The following is a 21752-nucleotide window of genomic DNA, read 5'->3' on the forward strand; positions in this document are numbered from 1 at the left end:
TGATTCAACCAATCTTAGGGAGGGACGACATTAAAGGTATCACTACGAAAGATTGTCGTATCGTAGCTGTTCCCGCTGTAAAGTCGCACATAGTTCCAGCGACGTGCGCCCCGTAGTGCAAACCCGGGTGTGGTAGCGAGTTCTGGTACACGATAGGCAGAGCGGCTCTGAGGTCGTGGATAACGGGCAGCGACTTCCGGTGGCAGCTGGTGGCTGTAATAGGATCGATTATACATCCAGCTTTCAGCACGAACCTGTTGAGGATTCGAACTGAATCCGGCAGCGCCACTGGCGACAGCAATCAACAGGATTAATTTCGCGGCCAGTCTTCTGATGCTGACTGATTCTGTGTGTTTCATGAGACTTACCTCTTTCTCCACTGACTCAGCATGTTGCGAAACATCAACACGCTGATTCCGTTTTGAAACGAATGTTGCTCTAAATCAACATTCACTCTTCAATGGGGGGATAGAAGAGGTAAGACGCAGATCCCATGCCGAACAGAGATCAGTCGAGCGGAATTCCCGCTTCCTTGTAGAGCTCTGCTTTTTTCTTTTTATCCTCCAGGACCAGAATGTTCCCGGATTCAGCATCGTAGCCATACATTTTATAGGGGGGCAGTGCTGCAAACTCGACCCGGTTCTCTTTCATCATCTGCATGTATTCGTCGTAAGTGGGGAATCGATCATTCAAGGCTTTATGGGCCTTAATCGCCTGTTGCATTCCCAGGGTACTCACGCGGGACGACATTGAGACATAAGCACTTCCGGCTTGAGAGAAGGGATCGACGCCTTTGATCTTCCCGTCGACGACACTGATCTCGGGATTCTCCAATGCTTTCTTCGCATCCACCACGACAGCGGTCGTCTTCTGCAGAATGCTCTTCTTCTGGTCTCCGCCCGCCGGCTGGGCTGCTGGTTCAGGAGCTGCCTGTTCTGCGGCGGCGGGCATCTCCTCAGCTGCCCGCGCGGGGGCCTGCCCCTGGGCTTCATTTCCATCGGCCATTCCCTGCTTCCGGGCGATATCCTGTGGATCCTGACATCCCAGACCGGCGATGAACAGAAGCAGAGACAGCAGACCTGCTCGCGACAAAAACCCGGATTTCAACTCGCTTTGATTCATCAACAACGCTCTTTCCAATATTTCAGAAAAACCCGCTTTAATTTTGCTTCCAATGGACTACTACATCTGTAAGACTGATTTGTTTCCTCAAACCACTCTCTACCATCAGACTCCCTCTGCTCACATTAAATACGATTCCACTTGTAATTCACCACAAATCTGGTGAATTATATATGTTTTTCAAAAATTTGACATTAGATCTCACTGCTCACCGAACAACTCTTTATAGCCACCTGAGGTATTTTCCTGCCAGGAGAAATACCTAGATGCAGGTAGCAGAGTTTAATCAGAGTCAGGTCAGGCTTTCCGTTCTCACCTGAAGTTTGCAAGACTTGTTTTAATGCCAGATTTTTCCGAGTATAGTAATCTTCTGGCTGAACAGCAGACTCAACTGAACGGAGCGCCTTGTCGGTATGTCCATTACGACCTCATCTTCGGATCAAAATTCCGGAGAGACCTTTACATCATTGCTGGAGCAGGAGCGATTACGAATATTCGGTTATATTCGTACGCTTGTACCCCACAATTCTGATGCCGAGGACGTATACCAGCATGTATGCCTGACGCTCTGGAATAAATTCGACGAGTTTGATCAGGAACGCGACTTCTTTGCCTGGGCCTGTGGAATTGTATACTTCACCGTCTGCAACTTTCGGAGAAGTAACCAGCGTGATCGGCACTATTTCAGCCAGGAGTTAATTGAAACGATGTCACAGGAGCGAATGCAACATCTGAGCAACTACAATCTCAGGCTGGAGCTCCTGCAAGACTGTTTCTACAGCTTGAGCCAGGCGGACCAGGATCTGCTGATCCATTCCACCCAGGAAAAACAATCGATCAAGGAGTTTGCCTGCAAAGCGGGTAAGACCGTGCAGACACTCTACAACCGTCTCAGCGCACTCAGACGTGAATTGGCGCAATGCGTCAAACGAAAACTGAAACAGGAGGGAAGCCTGAGATGAGCCTGCAGGAAATTCCCCCGGAGTTTGACGAACTCCTGAATCAGTTTCTGGAAGACGAGCTCTCTGCAGACGAGTTTGCCGCCTTCGAAAAGACGTTGCGGGAGAATCCCCAGGCGCGGACTTACTATTTCGACGTACTGGATGTCAATTCCGGCATCGCCAGAAACCGTACCGATCGACTTCGTGAACTCGATAGAGTGATCCTGCAGGGAATCAAGGCTCCTCAGCCGGCTCAAGAGACTGCGACTTCGCCCACCAGTCGCAGTGGCGGACATGCCGTCGCATTTCTCCTGGTAGCAGCAGCTTCGGTTTCAGTCCTTCTGCTCACAGAATGGATCATGACCGGCCACTTCTTCTGGAATCAACCCGAGCAGGTCGTACAACCAGACAATAAAGCCAGTGAAGATCCTCCGCTGGCATTGAGCGATTCTTACGTCGCCACACTTTCACGGTCCTTTGACTGCAAATGGGGAAATGAAAACCCGCCACGTTTCTCCGGCCAGAGACTGCTCTCCAAAAATTTAACCCTGCTGCAAGGCATCGCGGAATTCCGCTTTGACAGCGGCGTCAGGCTCGTACTGGAAGGACCGACGACCATCAGCATCGATTCTGCGACCTGTGCGAAAATCGCCTCCGGTTCGGTGGTGCTGCACGGTTACGAATCTTCTCCCGAGTTTGAACTGGTGACCCCGCAGGCTCGCTTCTATGACATCGGCACCGAGTATGGTGCCAAAGTCGCTGAAGACGGGGGAACCGAGCTGCATGTTTTCCAGGGAGCGGTTCGCGTTCAGCCTGGAATTGAGCTGGCTCAGATTTCCGCTCCCCTGGTCGTGAATGAGGGAAATGCCCGCCTGATCGAACCAGAAACCAATAAGGAAATCAACCTCGAACCAACGCGATTCAAACGCGAAGTTCCCGGCCAACCCAAGGCCCTGACCGCGGTCCGCAAGGAACTGCTGGCCTATGACAGTTTTCATCCCCCGAAAATTGCCGACCCGGCTCGCTTCTCTGACTGGCGTAATTCCGGTTTCGGCTGGACAACCCCCTGGCGCAGCCGGGCGCAAAAACTGAGCGAAGCCCCAGGAAAAAGCCTGCCCCAGCTTTCGCTTCAACCTGATCAGAAATCCAAAGACCAAACCGGCAGCATTGAACTGGAACGGGGCAACACCGCCTGGCGATCCCTGGAAAAACCGATTCGTCTCGATACAGATGTGCTGTACTACGTCAGCTTCTTCATCCAGCAGGCTGCAGAACCAACGGCGGCAGGACTCCATTACGGGAATATTTCGCTGCAGTCCGATCAGATCGATAAACTGACCGGTCAACGAGACAAGATCATGTTTGGGGTGAATTCCCAGAATTACCCCACCCTGCTACTGAAAGGGCAGACCCAGGAAAAAGCACCTCCCCTTCTGCCGGAAACGACTTACTTTTATGTAGCGAAAATCGTCGCCAGCGAGAATGCCCCCGACCAGATTTTCCTGCGTGTCTTTTATGAAGATGAAACCATTCCCGATCAGGAACCGCTGATCTGGACCTGCGTCTCCACGCCCTTCAAAGATTCCAACATCTACCCCCACCTTCGTATCCATGCCGGCAAATCCAGTAAATACCGGTTTGATGAACTACGAATCGGGTCTTCCTGGGAGTCTGTTGTGAATTTCCAGGACCCCAACAAGCTGCCTGAATAGAGTCTCTCTCATCAAGTCCCGTTGATACAACGAACGCGAACCGAGGGAAATCCCTGTAACCGAGTGAGCAATAAATCCCTTACCGATGCGCTCACTCAGCTCTTTTCACAAAAAATTAAAAAATGATTGTTTTCCTGAGTAGGTTTTATCGAGGGCAGAACAATTACCTGACAGCAGGCAAATGTTTTGTGGATCCAAGGGTAGTTTGAGTTCGTACTATCCCACTAGTCCCTGAACGGCGGGGGTCATGCACGTGACGGCATGGCCCCCTTCTTATTTGATACACAGCGTATTTTGAGAATCAGATCAGATCCTCAAACTGCTGTCGGATCAACACGCGGGCATGTTCCCGATCCTGCCTGCGAATGGCACTGGCCAGTTCCGCATGCTCCCAGACGATCCGTGCAGATCTACCTGAATCCAGGCGGTCAATTTCCGGCAGACTATGAAAATACTCCGCAAGAATCTGCTGCATGCCGGCGACATATTTGGAACCGGTCATCTCCAGCACCAGGGAGTGAAACGCCAGATCCAGCTCAACTGATCGCTCCCATTCCTGATCTTCCAGGCAGGACTGCATCTCAGCTACCAGCGCATCCAACTGGTCCATCTGTGATTCCGTCGCATTCTTGACCGCCAGCTCGATCGCACCGATTTCTAATACATACCGCAGCAATTTCAGTTCATCACGTTCATGCGATGAGACAGTGAGCAGCGGCAGACTTTCCGATAACAGCTGAACCAGGTCCGGCCGCCTCACGACCAGCCCTTTGCGCTGCTTCCCATCCAGAATCCCCAGGGCACGCAGGCGACTGACAGCCTCCCGGACGATCGTCCTTGAAACCTGATATTCTTCAGCCAGTTGCCCTTCCGTCATAAACACATGGCCCGCCGGCAGCTGCTCCTCAGCGATGCGCGTACGGATTTGCTCAGCCAGTCGGGTCGCCATCGTATTTTGCGAAGAATCGGTTTTCATGCCGATATTATCATACAATTAAAACCCACATGTCAATTATCTCAGCCTGGAGATCTGCCTATCTCCTCATAAAACAGAGAATTATGTTATTTTAGACTCATTCCAGACTCACCTCCGATGAGCCTTGCAGTTTTTTTTATCCTACAATATTTTATGATTGTTAACACCGTCAGCTTCCAATCACCGCCGCGTGCCATCGTTGACAAAGGAAATCCTTAATGCGAATCAGTCGCGTCAAACAGAAACTCAACCAGAATAAACCGGTCCTCTTTACCCAGCTGCATCTGCTAGACCCCAGCGTCTTTGAACTGACCAGCCTGATGGGCTTCGATGGCATCTGGATGGACATGGAACATCACACCTACAGTGTGGAGACCGCCAACCAGTTAATGCGGGCAGCCCGGATCGGAAGTTCTGACATTCTGGCCCGGCCGGCCAACGGCGAGTTCATGCGACTGGGACGCATGCTGGAAGCGGGTGCCCAGGGCATCATGTACCCGCGCTGCAGCAGCGCAGAAGAAGCAGCGGAAGTGGTGAAATGGTCCAAGTTTGCCCCTCTGGGAAAACGGGGATTCGACGGCGGCAATCCGGACATGCCTTATTGCACGATGCCGATGGGTGAGTACATTCAGCAGGCAAACGAAAATACATTTATCATCATCCAGCTGGAAGAACAGGCAGCGGTCGACCAGGCGGAAGCCATTGCAGCAGTCCCGGGAGTTGATGCACTGATGCTGGGGCCGGGTGACTTCTCGATCCTGGAAGGCTTCCCCGGACAATTTGACCATCCACGCCTCCAGGCTGCCATCGACGCCATTGCTGCCGCCGCCGCAAACCAGGGCAAACACTGGGGCATGCCGACCTTTAACACCGAACACGCACAAGTACTGCTCAGCAAAGGTGCCCGGCTGTTGTTCCACATGGCGGATATTATTTTCATCAAGAATGGCCTGGAACTGATGCAGCAGCAGTTCAGCCAGATTGGGTTCACGTTCGATAATCAGCTCAACAAACCAGCCACAGCCTACCTGGAGGGCAAGAGTGATGAACAGCAAGCTTCCCGATGACAAGACACTCTTCGACCAGCAACTGAAGCAGTTTATACCCCCGGGCAGCTTCGACGCCCATGCCCACTTCTATCGCCCCCAGGATGCTATTGCTGGACTGCCCTCCTCTGCTGAAAATGCACAGGGCTTCTCCGGCTGGCAGGAATACTGTGACAAGCAGGAACCCTGGATGGGCTCGCTCCGCCCCTCTGCGGGCCTGTTCTTTGCGATTCCGAATCCCAAACTGGAACGGGACGGGGCCAACGAGTACGTCCTCAATCAAATCAAAGATCAGCCCGGTTCGCGTGCCCTGCTACTGGTCACCCCCGCAGACGATCCCGCTGAAGTCGAAGCCAAAATCAAAGCAGGCCCCTACAGTGGATTCAAGGTCTATCATGTCTACGCCGACCGCCCAGACACCCTGGAAGCGGAGCCCCAGGAATTCATACCGGAATGGGCCTGGGAACTGTCCGAACAATATAGTCTGGCTATCATGCTGCACATGGTCCGCGCCCGTGCTGTCGCAGATCCAGTCAATCAGAGCTATATCCGCAACCGTTGCCTGCAGTACCCCAACGCAAAACTGATCCTGGCGCATGCCGCCCGTGGCTTCTGTGGTAATCATACCACCGAAGGCATCGCCTCTCTGCGCGGTCTGGATAACGTCTTCTTCGACACCTCCGCCGTCTGTGAAGCGCAACCTTTCGAAGCCATTCTCCGCGAGTTCGGCACTACCCGCCTGATGTTTGGAACCGACTTCTCCGTCAGCGAACTTACGGGACGCTGCGTGAGTATCGGCGATGGCTTTCTCTGGCTGGGGGATCAGAACGTTAACTGGGAAACATCCAAGTTTGCCCAACCGGCGCGTGTGGGACTCGAATCCCTGCTGGCCCTCAAACAGGCCTGCCACACACTCAGACTGAATGATGCCGACGTCGAACGTATTTTCGGCACCAACGCACGGCAGATGCTGGGCATCCAGACTGCCTCCCCGCAGAATCAGACCCAGGAAACCTATCGACGTGCGAAGCAGTTGATTCCCGGCGGCACACAGTTACTCAGCAAGCGTCCCGAAATGTTTGCCCCGGACTGCTGGCCCGGCTATTACCGGGAAGCCAGCGGCTGCGAAGTGATTGACCTCGACGGTAGAAAGTATCACGATCTGGCGACGTCCGGAATCGGCTCCTGCCTGCTGGGCTATCGCGACCCCGATGTGACTGACGCTGTCGTACGACGGGTGCAGCTCGGCTCCATGAGTTCGCTGAATGCCCCGGAAGAAGTCGAACTCGCTGCACTGCTGACGGAACTGCATCCCTGGTCCGACCAGACCCGCTTCTGTCGCACCGGCGGCGAATCGATGTCGATCGCTGTTCGAATCGCCCGCGCCTCGACCGGCCGCGATGAGGTCGCTTTGTGCGGCTATCACGGATGGAGCGACTGGTACCTGGCCACCAACCTGCCCCGCAAGTCAGCCGAAACGGGAACCACTCTCGACAAGCACCTGCTGCCCGGCCTGGAACCGGCGGGCGTTCCCATGGGACTGGCAGAGACGACACACCCTTTCACCTACAACGATATCGATGCCCTGAAACAGATCGTGAAGGAACGCGGTTCAAAACTGGCTGCTGTCGTAATGGAACCCACGCGCTACACTCACCCCGAACCAGGCTTTCTGGAAGCGGTTCGCGAGATCTGTGACGAGTGCGGGGCGGTGCTGGTGATCGATGAAATCACCACCGGCTGGCGACTGACGCTGGGCGGCGCACATCTGCATTACGGAATCGAGCCTGATATCGCCGTGTTTGCAAAAGCACTCGGCAACGGACACCCGATTGCAGCCATCATCGGCAGGCGGAGTGTCATGGATGCCGCCGAGAACTCTTTCATCTCCAGCACTTACTGGACCGAAGGCGTCGGTCCGACAGCGGCGCTGGCGACCATCAAAAAAATGCGGTCTGTCGATGTCCGTCAGCACATTAACCAGATCGGGGAAGCGTTTCGTGCCGGCTGGAGCGAGCTGGGAGCACGCCATCAACTGCCCGTCAAAGTCTTCGGGCATGCAGTTCTGCTGCATCATACGTTCGACCATCCTCAGGCTGCCGAACTGGGGACGCTGTTTACGATTCGCATGCTGGATCACGGTTTCCTGACCGGCAGTGGATTCTATCCGACACTCGCCCATGAGCAGCGGCATGTCGACGCATACTTCCAGGCAGCAGACGCCGTGTTCGCCGAACTGAAGCAGGCACTTGACCAGGATGACTTAATGGCGCGATTGAGTACTCCGATCCGACACTCCGGATTTGCCCGGCTGACCCCCAGCCCGAAAAGCTGAATCAGCCGCTGGACGCAGTGAGGTTGAGGGATCACAGTTGATCCCCGTGCTGTGTCAGCACTCACCTATTTTAACTGGTCGAGCGATATGAAATTCGGTGCGGAAGAAGATTCTGAACTCGAAGGACAGCCGCTGCAGGAGCCGCCGGCACAGCCCGGGCGTTGTTTGAAAAAATGTACCAGACGTCGCAGAATGCACAATCCGGCTGTCGCGACGCAGAGTAATACGATCACCAGTTGCCAGTCGATCTGATTCATTGTTTCACCTCATTCATAATGAGTACCTGATACCTTAGCAGAGCCTCGGAGACACTACTGTCAGATCAGTAACATTCCCACCTGATAGCAGACCAGTGCTCCCAGGTAGGCCAGCGTGGTCATATATGTAAAGGAGACGGCCGGCCAGAACCAGCTGTTGGTTTCGCGACGCATTACCATTAAAGTCGCAGCGCACTGCGCACACAGGGCAAAGAAGACCATGATGGAGACCGCCACCGGAATATTGAAGACCTTACTGCCATCGGGCCAGGTCGCGGATCGAATGGAACCGATCAGCCCTTCGTCATCTTCGCCCACATCACCACCCAGACTGTAGATCGTCCCCAGAGTCGAGATAATCACTTCACGCGCGGGGAAGGATGCGATAACCCCTACCCCGATTTTCCAGTCCCAGCCCAGCGGTTTGACAACTGGTGCGATAAAATGTCCTGCCTGTCCCAGAAAACTGTTTTCTACCAGCTGGCTGCTGATCTGATTCTGTTTCTCCGCCAGGATCTCCTGTTCTGCACTGAGTTCGGCCTGCTGTGCCTGCAGGCCTTTGACGGCAGCCGGCTCCAGTACCTCCGCATCAGCGATCTGTGTTTCCAGCTCTGCCAGTGAAGCGTCAATGGTTTCCAGTCGGGTTTCCACTTTGAACTGTTCGGTGTGGTCGCCCGGGAAATATCCGGCGGCCCAGATCAGAATCGATGTAGCAAAAATCAACGTTCCGGCTTTGACCACAAAGGACTTGGCCCGGTTATACACACGATAAAACACGTGCCGGGGAGAAGGCCACTTGTAACCAGGCAGTTCCATCACGAAGGGAGCGACTTCTCCTTTGAAGCAGATCCGCTTGAGGAACCAGGCGACTGGAATCGCGATCAGGGCGCCAATCGAGGACATCGCGAACAGCACGATTCCCTGCAATGAGACAAGAGGACTGCCTGCGATCGAAAAGTAAACAATATTCGGAATAAAGGCCGCGATGAACAGAGTGTAAACGGGCCAGCGGGCCGAGCAACTCATCAGGGGAGCGACCAGAATTGTCGTGAGACGTTCGTGACGGTTCTCGATCACCCGGGTCGCCATGATCCCGGGGACGGCACAGGCAAAGGACGACATCAGTGGAATAAACGACTTCCCACTCAGCCCCAGGCTGCGCATCAGGCGGTCCATGATGTATGCAGCCCGCGCCATGTAACCACTGTCTTCCAGAACGGCGATGAAGAAATAGAGGATCACGATCTGCGGCAGAAAGATGAGCACTCCTCCCACCCCGGCAATCACACCATCGACCAGCAGGCTACGCAGGGGACCGGGACCGACCAGTGCCTGGGCTGTCTCTTCCACAATACCCTGACCTGATTCGATATACTCCATCGCGGGACCAGCCCAGGTGAAGACTGACTGGAAGACAAAGAACATCAGAAGGAAAAAGAACAGAAATCCGAGGACCGGGTGAGTCAGCCAGCGGTCAATTTTATCGGATACTGTCTCCTGATGATCCTGGGGATGTGTGAGTACGCCGCTTAACTGCTCCCGTGCCCAGGCATACCGCACACGGGCTTCCATCGCGGGCACTACACACCCCGACTCTTTCAAGCGGGTGCGGGATTCATGCAGCTGATCAATCAGGCCGTTCTGAGTATGATCCTCGAAATAAGCTTCCACATAGCCGCCGACATCCAGCAGCAGTCGATCGACCAAAAAATCGGGTGGCGTCTGATTCTCTTCGTTTTTCAGCTTCTCCTGCAACAGTTTCCGCTCTGCATAAAAATTCTCGGGAAACAGTTGCTGTGCTGTATGTTGGCGACCGGGTTCAATCTCCAGGATCGCCTGTTTCACATCGGCGATCCCGACGCCATGATGCGCCTCCGTGCAGATGACGGGAACATTTAACTTCTTTGACAGACCGGCCGCATCAATCTCAATTCCGCGCGAGCGGGCCAGGTCGTACATATTTAGTACGAGGATTACCGGAATCGTCAGGTCCATAATCTGGCTGAAGAGATACAGATTGCGCTCCAGATTAGAGGCATCCGCGATACAGATAATCGCATCGGGCCGATCGACCTGTTTCTGGCGTCCCAATAGTACGTCGACAGCGACCATTTCATCGATCGAACGGGGAGCCAGACTGTAGGTACCCGGCAGGTCAACCAGATCCAGCTCACGTCCCTCCCAATGTACGTGCCCCACCTTCTTTTCGACGGTCACTCCGGGAAAGTTACCGATATGAGCATGTCCGCCGGAAAGCAGGTTAAACAGAGTACTTTTACCGGTATTCGGATTACCGATAATGGCAACCGTCATTTTTTTCTGTGAGGTAGCAGGGGAGTTGATCATGAACTTAAAATCAGAAAGCGGCGCTTTCGGCTGGAGGGATCGACTGGTTGTCTTCCGACGCAATGAGGAGACTCGAATTAAACGAGTTCAATCTCGACACACCGGGCTTCGTTCAGACGTAAAGAAAGTCGATAGCCACGAATCGCAAATTCAAGCGGGTCACCCAGAGGCGCTTTTCCCAGCAACTGAATCTGCTCACCGTCGATCAAACCCATCTCCATCAGCCGGATGGAAATCGCATCCTCACCGGTAATGTTGGTAATGCGTGCGATCTGGCCTTTTACGATCTCGTTTAACGTCATCTCTTTACTGGTCTCAACTTAAAGGGATACAGCCACATGCGATTGATATACGATTCGCTCGGAACACTCTAATATAAGGAAATTGAGACTCAGTTTCAACTCCTCAAATCAGGGAAAATGAAGGTTAGCAGATCGCTCTCCGAGTCACTCTTCTGAGCCTCGTTGTTGCCGTGACAGAAAAACTCTCCCGAATCTGTCCCCTGGCTCGACTGCGGCCAAACCAAAGTGTGCACATAAACACATACAATAACAAAGCTTATAAATTATCCTCACAATTTTTTAATGTATTAAGATTGTGATTACCCTTCATCAAACCTTAAAATAGTGGGGTGATGATTCGCGGGTATCAGGTTCAACTGATACCTTGACGGAGCTCACAGACTGAATTTTCTATGTTTTTGTAAATTCGATGTTAAATTCCGTCTGATTCAACACAAATATATTTAACCAATCTATCAGGGCCCTCAGGCCTACTCCCGCTTTCTTCCCAGACAATTCACTGCGAAGAGAGTCCCTATATCTGAAACATTTTCTTCAACAAAACTTATTTGTTGTTTTTCATTACTCGTTTTCAGGGAGTTCCAGTTCATGGAAAAAGTGTTGCTCAAAAAGAAGCGTGGATTCACGCTGATCGAACTGCTGGTGGTCATTGCAATCATCGCGATTCTGATTGCACTTCTGTTGCCGGCCGTTCAGCAGGCACGCGAAGCAGCGCGTCGCTCGCAGTGTAAAAACAATCTGAAGCAGATTGGTCTGGCACTGCACAACTATCACGATAACTTCCAGTGTTTTCCCCCTGGTGATATCCGTAGAACCTACGGATCCGGCGTCACATCCTGGACGACCAGTCAGTTGGGTTGGATTCCCCGCATCCTGCCATTCCTGGATCAGGCCCCGCTCTATAACCAGATCAACTGGGAAATGGAACACGGTGTCAGCGCCGCTCCGAACAGCAATATCCGTAGAGAGAAGCTGCCGGTTCTCCGCTGCCCCAGTGACTCATCTCGTCAACCGGACGGAAACTATGCCCCGACAAACTACATGGCCTGTCGCAGTCTGGCTCTGACTTCTGACACTGCCGTGAGTAACATCACGGGATCCAACCAGGATGTCAATTCCATGTTCCGTATGAACAACAGCGTTCGCATCCGCGACGTTGAAGACGGAACCACCAACACCATGATGGTCTCCGAAACCTTCGCCAGCGCTCCGATGTGTAGCGAGTTGCCGACCAACAACAGTTGTGCTGCGACCTGTGCCACCGTCTATGGCAGTAATACCACCGGCTCTCAACAGGGCTACTCCTGGTTCTACGCCTCGCTGTATCAGTCGCACTATTATTGCACGGTATATACACCTAACTCCAAGATTCCTGACTGCGGTGCCGGTTCGAGCTCTACCAACGCGCTCCTGTCTGCTCGCAGCAAACACGTTGGAGGCGTGCATGTGCTGCTGGCTGACGGATCAATCCGCTTCGCTTCAGACAACGTCGATATCAACATCTGGCGTAACCTGGGTAACTACAACGATGCCAATGTTCTGGGTGAATGGTAAGCTTCGCTTTTGATTCTTAACTGTGATCGATACCTCGTCACTTGTCACAAGTGGCGAGGTGTTTTTACTCTGACGATATTCACTTACTCAATTCATGTTCTTTTTGGAAAAAGATAACCGATGACCAGAATTCTACGCTCGCTCTTATTCGTAATCTGTCTGACACCATTCCAGTTTGGGTGTGGTGGCGGTGCCCCCATGACACCAGAAACCGAAGCCGACCCCGTTGAAGAACTGGATCCGTCAGTCGAAGCAGAAGCACAGAAGAATGCGATGAAAAACAAGTAGGCAGACCAGACGGTCTGATCGATTGTTTTCAACAAATTTAAGCCAGAGTCAGTGCGGAATCATCAGCAGGCTCTGGCTTGATTTATTTATTCTCTGTCTGCAGTAACCTCCGCTTTCAGTTCTCAAATCGGCAGTTCTAAAGCCTGAATCAACCTGAAATAGTGATCATTTAATTGCAGGAAAGCCGATGTGTATACTGGACTTCTCAGCCACATCCCCCTAATATTACCACATCTGAGCATGCAGCACCTTGTGCACATTTGCATGCCACATCGCAACACATGATGTTGTGGTCCTCTTATTCTTGAGTTGGCTCTATATCGCCTGCCAACACTCACTCGAATAAACACTACTCTGAAAATACGAATATCGCACCAGGCCTGTTGCTCCGGTTTCTAACCGCAGGTACCCGTGCGTTCTTATTTGAAATGTAATCTGTACGTCTCAATTCATAGTTTCAGGAGTTCAATGAATGAAAAAAACGTTGCTCAACCAAAAGCGTGGATTCACGCTGATCGAACTGCTGGTGGTGATTGCTATTATCGCTATCTTAATCGCGCTACTTTTGCCGGCAGTTCAACAGGCTCGTGAAGCCGCCCGACGCTCTCAGTGTAAGAACAATCTCAAACAGATTGGCCTGGCACTCCATAACTACCATGACAACTTCCGCATGTTCCCCCCTGGTGATGTTCGCCGTACTTACGGAGGTGTAAACTCTTGGGAAACCAGCATGCTGGGTTGGATTCCCCGAATTCTGCCTTTCCTGGACCAGGCACCACTCTACAACCAGATCAACTGGGAAATGGAGACCGGCGTCAGTGCGACTCCCAACAGTGAGCTGCGCAAAGAAAAACTGACGGTCGTGCGCTGCCCCAGTGATTCTTCTCGACAACCCTCAGGAAGTTACGCTCCGACGAACTACCTGGCCTGTCGTGGTATTACGATGAACACAACCAGCAACAAAGGGACTTCGATGTTCTGGAACAACAGTAATACCAGAATCCGCGATGTTGAAGACGGAACTACCAATACCCTGCTGGTTTCCGAGACCTTCGCGAGTGCCAAATTTTGTACGGAGCACCCATCCGATGCGAACAGTCCTTGCCCTGCTACCTGCACCGAGTACACCAGCGGCACACAACAGGGCTTTTCCTGGTTCTATGGTGTGAACTACGAAGGAACTTACTTCGGAACCCGTTACACACCGAACCATCCACAGCCCGACTGTGGAGCTGGTTCCAGTTCGCAGGCAGCCCACCTGGCAGCCCGCAGTAAACACACCGGTGGTGTGCATGCACTGCTGGGAGACGGATCAGTTCGCTTTGCATCCAGTAACATCGATTCGCAGATCTGGATCAACCTGGGTGACCCCCAGGATGGTAATGTGATCGGTGAATGGTAATCAGACCTGAAAAAGGTATGATCGATACTTCAAAATCGCCACCTGGACTGTGAATCAGGTGGCGATTCTTTTTACTCAAGATCCTTAACAGACAACGGGAGAATATTTCTATGTCTCGGTTTTTGTTTCTGCTCCTGACCACTCTCTGCTTCACACCTCTCATCGCAGGCTGTGGGGAGGAAGAACCTATCGTCAAGGAAGGGGAGCACAATATTGCTGACGAACTGGACCCGGCTCAAGAAGCTGCTGCACAAAAGAAAGCAGCCAGAGAAAATCGCTGAATACACTTCCGGACGGATCAGATATTTAAAATTATCTGATTCGTCTATCTAACTCTCGCCTGAACGTCGCCCATCCATTTCATACCAGTTTCTTAAGGGGCTCCGAGTATCGGGCGGCGCAACGTACACCTAAACGCTTGCTCTGGAAGAATTTGAGTTATTTGTTTTATGCATTTTTTCCAGAAAACTTTTTGGATTTTACGATCCGATTGATTATAGTGAAGCGTCGATTCATTTATGAATATCACGTGAGTTTTCGAAGATATTCAGGGGTTTCATCCCCGCCCTTCTCAATCAGTATTCATGAACTCCAGGCTTAGTATTCACTTTCAGAGCCTGATTTCACCCAAACTCCAGACATTTTAATCAAAGACGACAATGGGTTTTCAGCCCTTTGTCTCGCTTCTTTACAAATACTTTGTCTAAGGAATCGTAGATGTCCTAATCATTTCTTTTTTTCAGGAGTAGGAGTTCAAGTAATGAAAAGTGTGTTGCTCAAAAGAAAACGAGGTTTCACTCTCATCGAACTGCTGGTTGTGATTGCTATCATTGCCATCTTAATTGCTTTATTGTTACCGGCAGTTCAACAGGCTCGTGAAGCCGCACGTCGTTCGCAGTGTAAAAACAATCTGAAACAGATTGGCCTGGCGCTGCACAACTACCACGACAATTTCCGGGTCTTCCCTCCGGGAGATGTTCGCAGAGAATATGGAGGTGCCTCATCCTGGACGACCAGCCAGTTAGGCTGGATTCCCCGCATTCTGCCCTTCCTGGACCAGGCTCCGCTCTACAATAAAATCAACTGGGAAATGGAAAACGGTGTGAGTGCGGCTCCCAACAACAGCCTCCGTAGGGAAAAACTGACCGTAGTTCGCTGCCCCAGTGATTCTTCTCGTCAGCCTTCCGGAAGTTATGGCCCCACTAATTACATGGCTTGCCGAGGTACAGAAGCAGGATCGGGAAGAGACAGATACAACTCTATGTTCAGCATGAATAGCCGTATCAGGATCCGTGATGTTGAAGATGGTACCTCCAACACCATGATGGTTTCCGAAACTTTCGCCAGCGCGAAACTCTGTTCAGAGCAACCGTCAGGTGGAGTCTGCACAACAACGTGTACTGATTATACAGGTGGAGCGCAGCAGGGTTACTCCTGGTTTTATGCCTCACTCTATGAATCTCACTATTACGGAACGGTGTATAATCCTAATAGTCCGACTCCTGACTGTGGTGGTGGTTCCAGTTCGACAGCCGCTCTGCTTGCAGCGCGCAGTAAGCACACGGGTGGCGTGCATGTCCTTCTGGCAGATGGTTCAGTCCGATTTGCTTCAAACAATATCGATAATACTCTCTGGAGAAATATCGGTAATCCCCAGGATGGTAACGTTCTGGGTGAATGGTAAGCCTATTCTGTTTCTAATTTAAGAACTTCCTCGCCACCTGTTCCTCAAGTGGCGAGGAAATTTCACCCTCTCGTTTCGCCACCTAAAGCTCCAACTATAAGATATTTAAGTCTCATCTAATCTTTGTATCAAATCAGTAGAGGCCAGTAATCGAACATGAGCAAATTCACTCAATCACTTTTACTATTGATTTGTCTGATACCATTCCAACTCGGTTGTGGTGAAGCAGAGCCGTTACAGCCTGCATCAGATGAACCTGTTGAAGAACTAGATCCTGCATCAGAAGCTGAATCTCTGAAGAAAATCAAATAAGCAATATTTTTATAACAGAATCTAATCCAAATTTTTTAAAAAGAATGACGAGAAGCCGCGGCCCAACCGTAGAAGAATGCTTATATTTATTGGTTGCTGACGCTTTCTCATGAATAAAACACAAGTTCCAGACATTCAAATTTTCCAACACAGCAAAGCAATTTGCTGTGTTTTTTTATACCCTCATAGAACTACTGGTCGTGTTCGCCATCTTAATTGCATCATGATTGCTGGCAGTGGTTCCACAACCGCGACAGTCTCTGCGCGAAGCAAGCACACCGGCAGCGTGCATGTATTGCTTACCGATGGCTCGGCACGCTTTGCCTCTTCCAATATTGATCTGAATTCCTGGCGACAGCTTGGTAATCACCAGGACGGTAACATCATCGGCGAGTGGTAAGCCTCTCTGAACAGATTCAGTTCACAAAGACCTCGTCACCGGACTCTGGAGACGAGGTTTTCCTGAATCAGTGCTCGAGAACTCTATTGATCCGATTTTGAATGATCGCATCAACATTTTTTAACAGGGTTGGATGCTCTACTTTTACAGGTACGATACAATGCCACGCACTCTCAAGATCATGCTGCTTCTGCTCAGTATCGTCCCAACCCACTGAGGCTGTGGCAACAACGAACCGCTCACTCCGGAAACAAACGCAGATCCGGTAGAGGAACAGGACCCTGCTTCAGAAGCAGAAGTCGTCAATGAAGCTCGCCGAGATACATAATAAATAAGCCAACAAAACATGTTGCCCGGTTCGCTAAAGAACCCCAGCTGAATTTCGCATCTGCAATCGATGGTTGATTTTTCATCGCACAGATCCGTGGGCATTTCGCATTTTCGATGACTATTCCCTTTCTCAATGATCAGGGCTGAACGCATTACATCCACCGAAGTTCTGTAAAATCAGAGTGTTATCACATGAATTCCCCTTGATGTAAGTTGAATGCCAACCATGATCTGTCAGACTCTAAGGACTGAGAATTGCCCTGAATTTTTGTTTGAGTGAAATACCTGCTCGCTGGTATCTTAGCTTTATTAACTGCCCGATGCACTTTTCATTTTTTTTGAAAACCATCTGGCAATAGTGAACCGATTCGTTATAGTGAATAAATGGGCTTATGGGGGTTTCGTAGGACTCTCTCTGATTAATTCCTTAAGTCCCCCGTCTTTTACTGTGTTCACATACAGCTTCGCTTCAATCGAATTTGAAGTGATCGATTAAATCTTTATTCAGATAGTTTAAGATTCTGTCACAGCAGAGCGCTTCGCTGGTTGCTGTGTTTTTTCACATCCTCGTGTAGCAGGAACTACGCCGATGTCATAATCATCATTCATTTCGTTTTCAGGAGATTCAAGTCATGAAAAAAATGTTGCTCAACAAGAAACGAGGTTTCACCCTCATCGAACTGCTGGTTGTGATCGCCATTATCGCGATCCTGATTGCTCTACTGTTACCAGCGGTCCAACAGGCACGCGAAGCTGCCCGTCGTTCCACGTGCAAAAACAATCTGAAACAGATTGGCCTGGCTCTGCACAATTACCATGATAACTTCAAAATGTTTCCTCCAGGGGCGATCCGTGATACTTACAGTGGTCTCGACTCCTGGTCGACCAGCCAGATCACCTGGATCGGTCGCATTCTGCCTTTCCTCGACCAGGCACCGCTCTATAACAAGATCAACTTTGAGCTGGCACCCGGTAATGGTGGAAGTAATGCCGCTTTGCGAAAAACCAAACTGCCTTCAGTCCGTTGCCCCAGCGATTCGTCCCGGCAACCCAACAGTGGTTATGCACCAACCAACTATCTGGCCTGCCGTGGTACAGAAGGCGGTGCAGGAAATGATCGTTTCGACTCCATGTTCAGCCTCAACAGCCGCATGAGAATTCGCGACGTCGACGATGGGACTTCGAATACGATGATGGTCTCGGAAACCTTTGCGAATGCACCGTTTTGTAGCGATCAACCTTCCAATTCGACGGTCAATGGCTGGCGCGTGGGAACCTGTCCTGCCAGTTGTCAGTCGGGTTCCGCCTATACTGGAGGCAATCAGCAGGGATACTCCTGGTTCTACGGTACTCATTATGAGTCCCATTACTACGGGACTGTCTACAACCCCAACAACAAGAACATGCCTGACTGCGGTGGTGGCTCCAGCACAACCGCAGCTCTGCTGGCCGCACGAAGTAAGCACACAGGTGGTGTGCATGTTCTGCTTGCTGATGGGGCAGTCAGATTTGCCTCAGACAACATCGACAACCAGACGTGGAGATTCCTCGGTCATCCGCAGGACAGTAACGTGCTCGGAGAATGGTAAGCCATTCTGTTAGTTGAGCTTCACAACTCTCGTCACTTTCCATCAGTGGCGAGAGTTTTTCCTGCTGTCTGTTCCGTGTCTGTCGATCCGTATGCAAGTCTACACGGACCTGAAACATCGATAACTTACCTCTCAGTTGAAGAAAAGAAGCGTTCCATGCACCGATTTTTATTATCACTTCTGTTGCTGCTTTGTCTGGCTCCCTTCCAGGTTGGCTGTGGGGGAGAAGAAGAACCATTACATCAGGAAGAAGAAGTTGACGATCAGATTGATCCGGAACAGGAAGCTGAAGACATGCGCAAACTCAAACAAAATTAGAGTCGACTACAGGTCAGCTCTCTTCAGTATTTTTTAAAACGTGATCGCAGGGAGTTTCAACCGCTCGCGGCAGGTATCCAGAATGTCGCGGGTGGCGCTGGCTCCGACACGACTGACTCCCAGGTCGCGAACTTCGAGTAGTTTATCCAGCGTGCGGATTCCGCCGGCGGCTTTCACCTGCACCTGACGCGGCGTATGCTCCCGCATCAGTTTTAAATCTTCTAGCGTCGCGCCGCCGGTACCATATCCGGTTGAAGTCTTAACCCAGTCCACATTGGCGGCACTGCAGATGCGACACAGTTCGATTTTGTGTTTATCTGCGAGGTAACAGTTTTCAAAGATCACTTTGATTTTCTGTCCTGCCTGATGAGCAGCGCGCGTCAAGAGACCAATCTCTGTCTCCACGTACTTCCAGTCTTCACTGAGAACACGCGACAAATTCACGACCACGTCCAACTCAGTACATCCGTCTTCCAGAGCCTGTTCTGCTTCACGCAGCTTGACCAGCATCGTATGACCGCCATGTGGAAATCCAACCGTCGTACTCGGTTCTACAGTCGAATGTTCCAGAATCTCAGCACAGCGTTTCAGATAGCAGGGCATGATACACACACTGGCAACATCATATGCCAGCGCCAGCTGACAGCCTGCTTCCAGCTCGGGGATAGTTAGAATCGGACTCAACAGTGAGTGGTCGATCATTTTGGCAATCTTCTGGTACTGTTCGTCCATGAGAATCACCTTCCAACGGGAATGAAGTTTCGCAAATAGGTATGGCACTGACGCAAAGCAGCCAGGCAGGACTCGGTCGAGTCCTCGTAGGCTCGATCTTCGACTTCGACACACACGGGCCCCTGGTAACCAATCTCGTTCAACTGGGAAAAGAAACTGCCCCACTCAACCTGCCCCAGCCCCGGCAGCTTGGGAGTATGATATTCGAGGGGATGTGCCAGAATTCCGACCTGGTCCAGGCGGTGCTGATCCACGCGTACATCTTTGGCATGCACATGAAAGATACGGTCGGCGAAATCTCGAATGGGTGCGAGATAATCCATGTGCATCCAGACCAGATGCGAGGGATCGTAATTTAACCCAAAGTATTCACTGGGAATATCTGCATACATCCGCTTCCAGATCGCCGGCGTACAGGCCAGGTTCTTACCGCCAGGCCATTCGTCTTTGGTAAACGACATCGGGCAGTTTTCGATTCCCACCCGCACGTGTTGCTGTTCGGCAAATTGAATGATGTCGGGCCAGGTTTCCAGAAAGCGCGGCCAGTTATCGTCAACCGACTTTGTCCAGTCCCGCCCGATGAAAGTATTCATGCGGTTGATTCCCAGCATGCGGGAAGCGGAGATCACTTTCTGAATGTGCTCTGCATACTTTCCAGCCTCTTCCAGATCCGGTGTGAGTGGATTGGGATAGTAACCCAAAGCACTGACCGAGATATCATATTCATCAGCGAGTTGACGAACAGTAGTCACATCTGATTCGGAAAACTCTTCGGCAGAGATATGCGTGATACCGGCATAACGCCGTGCGTCTTTCCCCTCTGGCCAGCACATGACTTCCACACAGTCGTAGCCAATCTCAGACGCGGCCTGAAAGACCTGCTTCAAATCGTAATCCGGCAGAATCGCAGTCACAAACCCCAGCTGCATCTCTCTGATCTCCTTCTCAACTCGCACTTCCATTGATACTACGGCACGAAACAGAACCGACTCCTAAATCATAAACGAGTCGTTCCAGCCGGTCTACAACAGCGGGCAGAATCTCTGCTCAGGAGGAGTGAATCAATCTTCGTGCGGGAGAGATCAGAAGGAGTTTTAGTGCTGTGGGAAAGAGTTTCAGGGGGGATGAGGCAGGTTACCAGATTTCTTTTAAATCGAATTCGTAAGCTTCAATCCGTCGACCTGGTTCAAATTCTTCAGGGGACTCAGACAGGACTCGTACCCAGACCTGATGCCCTTCATAGACAGCTTCGACGGAGACATGGGCCCCTAACTGGTCGTCATAGCTGACGGGGAGCGCCTGCCAGTAGAGAGCAGTAATTTCATCGAAGATATCACGGAGTTTGAGAATATCCAGGCAAAACTTGGAAGGCGCAAGCACGCCATCCCACTCTCCGCCAACAATCTCAGTGTTGGAAGCAAAGAGTGTGACTTCCCATTCATCACGGCTGTGGTGGTGAAAAAAATGACAACCAATGGGTGCCAGTACATCGACGTCGTACATCAATGCGGCAACCTGATTTGCCATCGTTTTCAGCCAGTCGGGAGGGGCAGGCATTAAATGATTTCAATCTAAATAAGTTTTGAACCGGTTCTTATTTCGAGTCGTAACTACTTTCCTTACAGTGCATCAGTTCAACAAACGAATCATCTTAACACACTGCGAAGGCCATGCTCTTTCACGCTGTGCCGTTATGCTGACTGCTTCAGATGTTGTGCCTTGCACCAGGCAACCAGTTCATGTGGCCCGAAGAACAGTTTTGCAAGACAGCGATTCCGGCATTATTCTCCGGAACCTTCAGGGATCCTGAAGCTGATCACTGATCCCTGGTTCAATTTATTCAAGCGCAGAACCCGCAAAAGAAATGCCAAACATCTGTTAGATCATATTTTCCCGATCATTGGCAACGCGAATCAAGTTAAACACCTGCATGCAATACTTTGCGTATAAAGTGAAATCATTGTGCAGAGAGATAATCTGATCACAAGCCGGAGTCGAAGCGGGAACGACCGAGAGATGTGTCAACAAAAAGAAACACCTTTGATTAACAAACTGTTCAAAGGTGTTTACATTTGGTTAATAAATTGAGAGTCGCGCCTGTGCGCA

21 protein-coding genes are annotated in these 21752 nt (G+C 51.1%); 13 read left to right on the forward strand and 8 right to left on the reverse strand.

What is annotated here, in order from left to right:
* Positions 1–14: 14 nt before the first annotated feature.
* Complete coding sequence (locus tag HG66A1_RS22690; protein ID WP_145189432.1) at positions 15–359, reverse strand: hypothetical protein; 345 nt, start codon at positions 357–359, stop codon at positions 15–17.
* Between the two features lie 148 nt (positions 360–507).
* Positions 508–1122 carry a hypothetical protein gene (locus HG66A1_RS22695; protein WP_145189435.1) on the reverse strand — a complete coding sequence of 205 codons (615 nt, stop codon included), beginning with the start codon at positions 1120–1122 and terminating at the stop codon, positions 508–510.
* Positions 1123–1535: 413 nt separating this feature from the next.
* Here HG66A1_RS22695 and HG66A1_RS22700 point away from each other — a divergent pair, with 413 nt between their 5' ends.
* Entirely contained in the window at positions 1536–2084 is a 549-nt protein-coding gene (locus HG66A1_RS22700; protein ID WP_145189438.1) for a sigma-70 family RNA polymerase sigma factor, read from the forward strand.
* Positions 2081–3775 (forward strand): hypothetical protein, encoded by a 1695-nt coding sequence (locus HG66A1_RS22705; protein ID WP_145189441.1) that lies wholly within the window; start codon positions 2081–2083, stop codon positions 3773–3775. The genes HG66A1_RS22700 and HG66A1_RS22705 overlap by 4 nt, the downstream gene beginning before the upstream one ends.
* A gap of 301 nt (positions 3776–4076) precedes the next feature.
* Here HG66A1_RS22705 and HG66A1_RS22710 read toward each other — a convergent pair whose 3' ends face one another.
* On the reverse strand, positions 4077–4751 hold the full coding sequence (locus tag HG66A1_RS22710) for a FadR/GntR family transcriptional regulator (protein ID WP_145189444.1): 675 nt from the start codon (positions 4749–4751) through the stop codon (positions 4077–4079).
* Between the two features lie 218 nt (positions 4752–4969).
* On the opposite strand from HG66A1_RS22710, the gene HG66A1_RS22715 reads away from it, so the two are divergent.
* From HG66A1_RS22715 to HG66A1_RS22725, 3 genes are read left to right on the forward strand one after another with little or no spacing between them, the layout of a single operon-like run.
* Positions 4970–5818: an HpcH/HpaI aldolase family protein gene (locus HG66A1_RS22715; protein ID WP_145189447.1), complete on the forward strand. Its 849-nt coding sequence runs from the start codon at positions 4970–4972 to the stop codon at positions 5816–5818.
* Positions 5796–8132, forward strand: a complete 2337-nt coding sequence (locus tag HG66A1_RS22720) for an aminotransferase class III-fold pyridoxal phosphate-dependent enzyme (RefSeq protein ID WP_145189450.1) — start codon at positions 5796–5798, stop codon at positions 8130–8132. The genes HG66A1_RS22715 and HG66A1_RS22720 overlap by 23 nt, the downstream gene beginning before the upstream one ends.
* A gap of 51 nt (positions 8133–8183) precedes the next feature.
* A complete protein-coding gene (locus HG66A1_RS22725) occupies positions 8184–8384 on the forward strand; it encodes a hypothetical protein (RefSeq protein ID WP_145189453.1) in 201 nt (66 codons plus the stop codon).
* A gap of 65 nt (positions 8385–8449) precedes the next feature.
* Here HG66A1_RS22725 and feoB read toward each other — a convergent pair whose 3' ends face one another.
* Both feoB and HG66A1_RS22735 read right to left on the reverse strand, forming a co-directional pair.
* Positions 8450–10735, reverse strand: coding sequence for a ferrous iron transport protein B (gene feoB / locus HG66A1_RS22730; protein WP_145189457.1), 2286 nt, complete (start codon positions 10733–10735; stop codon positions 8450–8452).
* A 77-nt stretch (positions 10736–10812) separates the two neighbouring features.
* Positions 10813–11037 carry a ferrous iron transport protein A gene (locus HG66A1_RS22735; protein WP_145042658.1) on the reverse strand — a complete coding sequence of 75 codons (225 nt, stop codon included), beginning with the start codon at positions 11035–11037 and terminating at the stop codon, positions 10813–10815.
* Positions 11038–11625: 588 nt separating this feature from the next.
* Here HG66A1_RS22735 and HG66A1_RS22740 point away from each other — a divergent pair.
* The 8 genes from HG66A1_RS22740 (at position 11626) to HG66A1_RS32165 (ending at position 18914) form a co-directional block, all read left to right on the forward strand.
* A complete protein-coding gene (locus tag HG66A1_RS22740; protein ID WP_145189460.1) occupies positions 11626–12591 on the forward strand; it encodes a DUF1559 domain-containing protein in 966 nt (321 codons plus the stop codon).
* A 120-nt stretch (positions 12592–12711) separates the two neighbouring features.
* Complete coding sequence (locus HG66A1_RS32150; protein WP_155365951.1) at positions 12712–12879, forward strand: hypothetical protein; 168 nt, start codon at positions 12712–12714, stop codon at positions 12877–12879.
* Between the two features lie 472 nt (positions 12880–13351).
* Complete coding sequence (locus HG66A1_RS22745; protein ID WP_145189462.1) at positions 13352–14281, forward strand: DUF1559 domain-containing protein; 930 nt, start codon at positions 13352–13354, stop codon at positions 14279–14281.
* A 110-nt stretch (positions 14282–14391) separates the two neighbouring features.
* The gene (locus HG66A1_RS32155) at positions 14392–14562 is read left to right on the forward strand and encodes a hypothetical protein (RefSeq protein WP_197996755.1); all 171 of its coding nucleotides are present in this window, start codon (positions 14392–14394) and stop codon (positions 14560–14562) included.
* Positions 14563–15041: 479 nt separating this feature from the next.
* Positions 15042–15965 carry a DUF1559 domain-containing protein gene (locus HG66A1_RS22750; protein WP_145189465.1) on the forward strand — a complete coding sequence of 308 codons (924 nt, stop codon included), beginning with the start codon at positions 15042–15044 and terminating at the stop codon, positions 15963–15965.
* A 535-nt stretch (positions 15966–16500) separates the two neighbouring features.
* Positions 16501–16677, forward strand: a complete 177-nt coding sequence (locus HG66A1_RS32510) for a DUF1559 domain-containing protein (protein WP_232106648.1) — start codon at positions 16501–16503, stop codon at positions 16675–16677.
* Between the two features lie 962 nt (positions 16678–17639).
* The gene (locus HG66A1_RS22760; RefSeq protein WP_145189471.1) at positions 17640–18596 is read left to right on the forward strand and encodes a DUF1559 domain-containing protein; all 957 of its coding nucleotides are present in this window, start codon (positions 17640–17642) and stop codon (positions 18594–18596) included.
* A 156-nt stretch (positions 18597–18752) separates the two neighbouring features.
* On the forward strand, positions 18753–18914 hold the full coding sequence (locus HG66A1_RS32165; RefSeq protein ID WP_197993618.1) for a hypothetical protein: 162 nt from the start codon (positions 18753–18755) through the stop codon (positions 18912–18914).
* 33 nt (positions 18915–18947) lie between these two features.
* Here HG66A1_RS32165 and deoC read toward each other — a convergent pair whose 3' ends face one another.
* From deoC to HG66A1_RS22775, 3 genes are all read right to left on the reverse strand, one after another.
* Positions 18948–19646 (reverse strand): deoxyribose-phosphate aldolase, encoded by a 699-nt coding sequence (deoC, locus tag HG66A1_RS22765; RefSeq protein WP_145189474.1) that lies wholly within the window; start codon positions 19644–19646, stop codon positions 18948–18950.
* Positions 19647–19651: 5 nt separating this feature from the next.
* The gene (locus HG66A1_RS22770; protein ID WP_145189477.1) at positions 19652–20575 is read right to left on the reverse strand and encodes a sugar phosphate isomerase/epimerase family protein; all 924 of its coding nucleotides are present in this window, start codon (positions 20573–20575) and stop codon (positions 19652–19654) included.
* Positions 20576–20780: 205 nt separating this feature from the next.
* Complete coding sequence (locus HG66A1_RS22775) at positions 20781–21203, reverse strand: hypothetical protein (RefSeq protein WP_145189480.1); 423 nt, start codon at positions 21201–21203, stop codon at positions 20781–20783.
* Positions 21204–21752: the final 549 nt, after the last annotated feature.

The sequence above is a fragment of the Gimesia chilikensis genome (genome assembly GCF_007744075.1).
Taxonomy (GTDB): Bacteria; Planctomycetota; Planctomycetia; order Planctomycetales; family Planctomycetaceae; genus Gimesia; species Gimesia chilikensis_A.

Coding starts and splice junctions, on each gene's coding strand:
- HG66A1_RS22690 (WP_145189432.1), bottom strand. CDS start 359: ATGAAACACACAGAATCAGTCAGCATCAGAAGACTGGCCGCGAAATTA.
- HG66A1_RS22695 (WP_145189435.1), bottom strand. CDS start 1,122: ATGAATCAAAGCGAGTTGAAATCCGGGTTTTTGTCGCGAGCAGGTCTG.
- HG66A1_RS22700 (WP_145189438.1), top strand. CDS start 1,536: ATGTCCATTACGACCTCATCTTCGGATCAAAATTCCGGAGAGACCTTT.
- HG66A1_RS22705 (WP_145189441.1), top strand. CDS start 2,081: ATGAGCCTGCAGGAAATTCCCCCGGAGTTTGACGAACTCCTGAATCAG.
- HG66A1_RS22710 (WP_145189444.1), bottom strand. CDS start 4,751: ATGAAAACCGATTCTTCGCAAAATACGATGGCGACCCGACTGGCTGAG.
- HG66A1_RS22715 (WP_145189447.1), top strand. CDS start 4,970: ATGCGAATCAGTCGCGTCAAACAGAAACTCAACCAGAATAAACCGGTC.
- HG66A1_RS22720 (WP_145189450.1), top strand. CDS start 5,796: ATGAACAGCAAGCTTCCCGATGACAAGACACTCTTCGACCAGCAACTG.
- feoB (WP_145189457.1), bottom strand. CDS start 10,735: ATGATCAACTCCCCTGCTACCTCACAGAAAAAAATGACGGTTGCCATT.
- HG66A1_RS22735 (WP_145042658.1), bottom strand. CDS start 11,037: ATGACGTTAAACGAGATCGTAAAAGGCCAGATCGCACGCATTACCAAC.
- HG66A1_RS22740 (WP_145189460.1), top strand. CDS start 11,626: ATGGAAAAAGTGTTGCTCAAAAAGAAGCGTGGATTCACGCTGATCGAA.
- HG66A1_RS32150 (WP_155365951.1), top strand. CDS start 12,712: ATGACCAGAATTCTACGCTCGCTCTTATTCGTAATCTGTCTGACACCA.
- HG66A1_RS22745 (WP_145189462.1), top strand. CDS start 13,352: ATGAAAAAAACGTTGCTCAACCAAAAGCGTGGATTCACGCTGATCGAA.
- HG66A1_RS32155 (WP_197996755.1), top strand. CDS start 14,392: ATGTCTCGGTTTTTGTTTCTGCTCCTGACCACTCTCTGCTTCACACCT.
- HG66A1_RS22750 (WP_145189465.1), top strand. CDS start 15,042: ATGAAAAGTGTGTTGCTCAAAAGAAAACGAGGTTTCACTCTCATCGAA.
- HG66A1_RS32510 (WP_232106648.1), top strand. CDS start 16,501: ATGATTGCTGGCAGTGGTTCCACAACCGCGACAGTCTCTGCGCGAAGC.
- HG66A1_RS22760 (WP_145189471.1), top strand. CDS start 17,640: ATGAAAAAAATGTTGCTCAACAAGAAACGAGGTTTCACCCTCATCGAA.
- HG66A1_RS32165 (WP_197993618.1), top strand. CDS start 18,753: ATGCACCGATTTTTATTATCACTTCTGTTGCTGCTTTGTCTGGCTCCC.
- deoC (WP_145189474.1), bottom strand. CDS start 19,646: ATGGACGAACAGTACCAGAAGATTGCCAAAATGATCGACCACTCACTG.
- HG66A1_RS22770 (WP_145189477.1), bottom strand. CDS start 20,575: ATGCAGCTGGGGTTTGTGACTGCGATTCTGCCGGATTACGATTTGAAG.
- HG66A1_RS22775 (WP_145189480.1), bottom strand. CDS start 21,203: ATGCCTGCCCCTCCCGACTGGCTGAAAACGATGGCAAATCAGGTTGCC.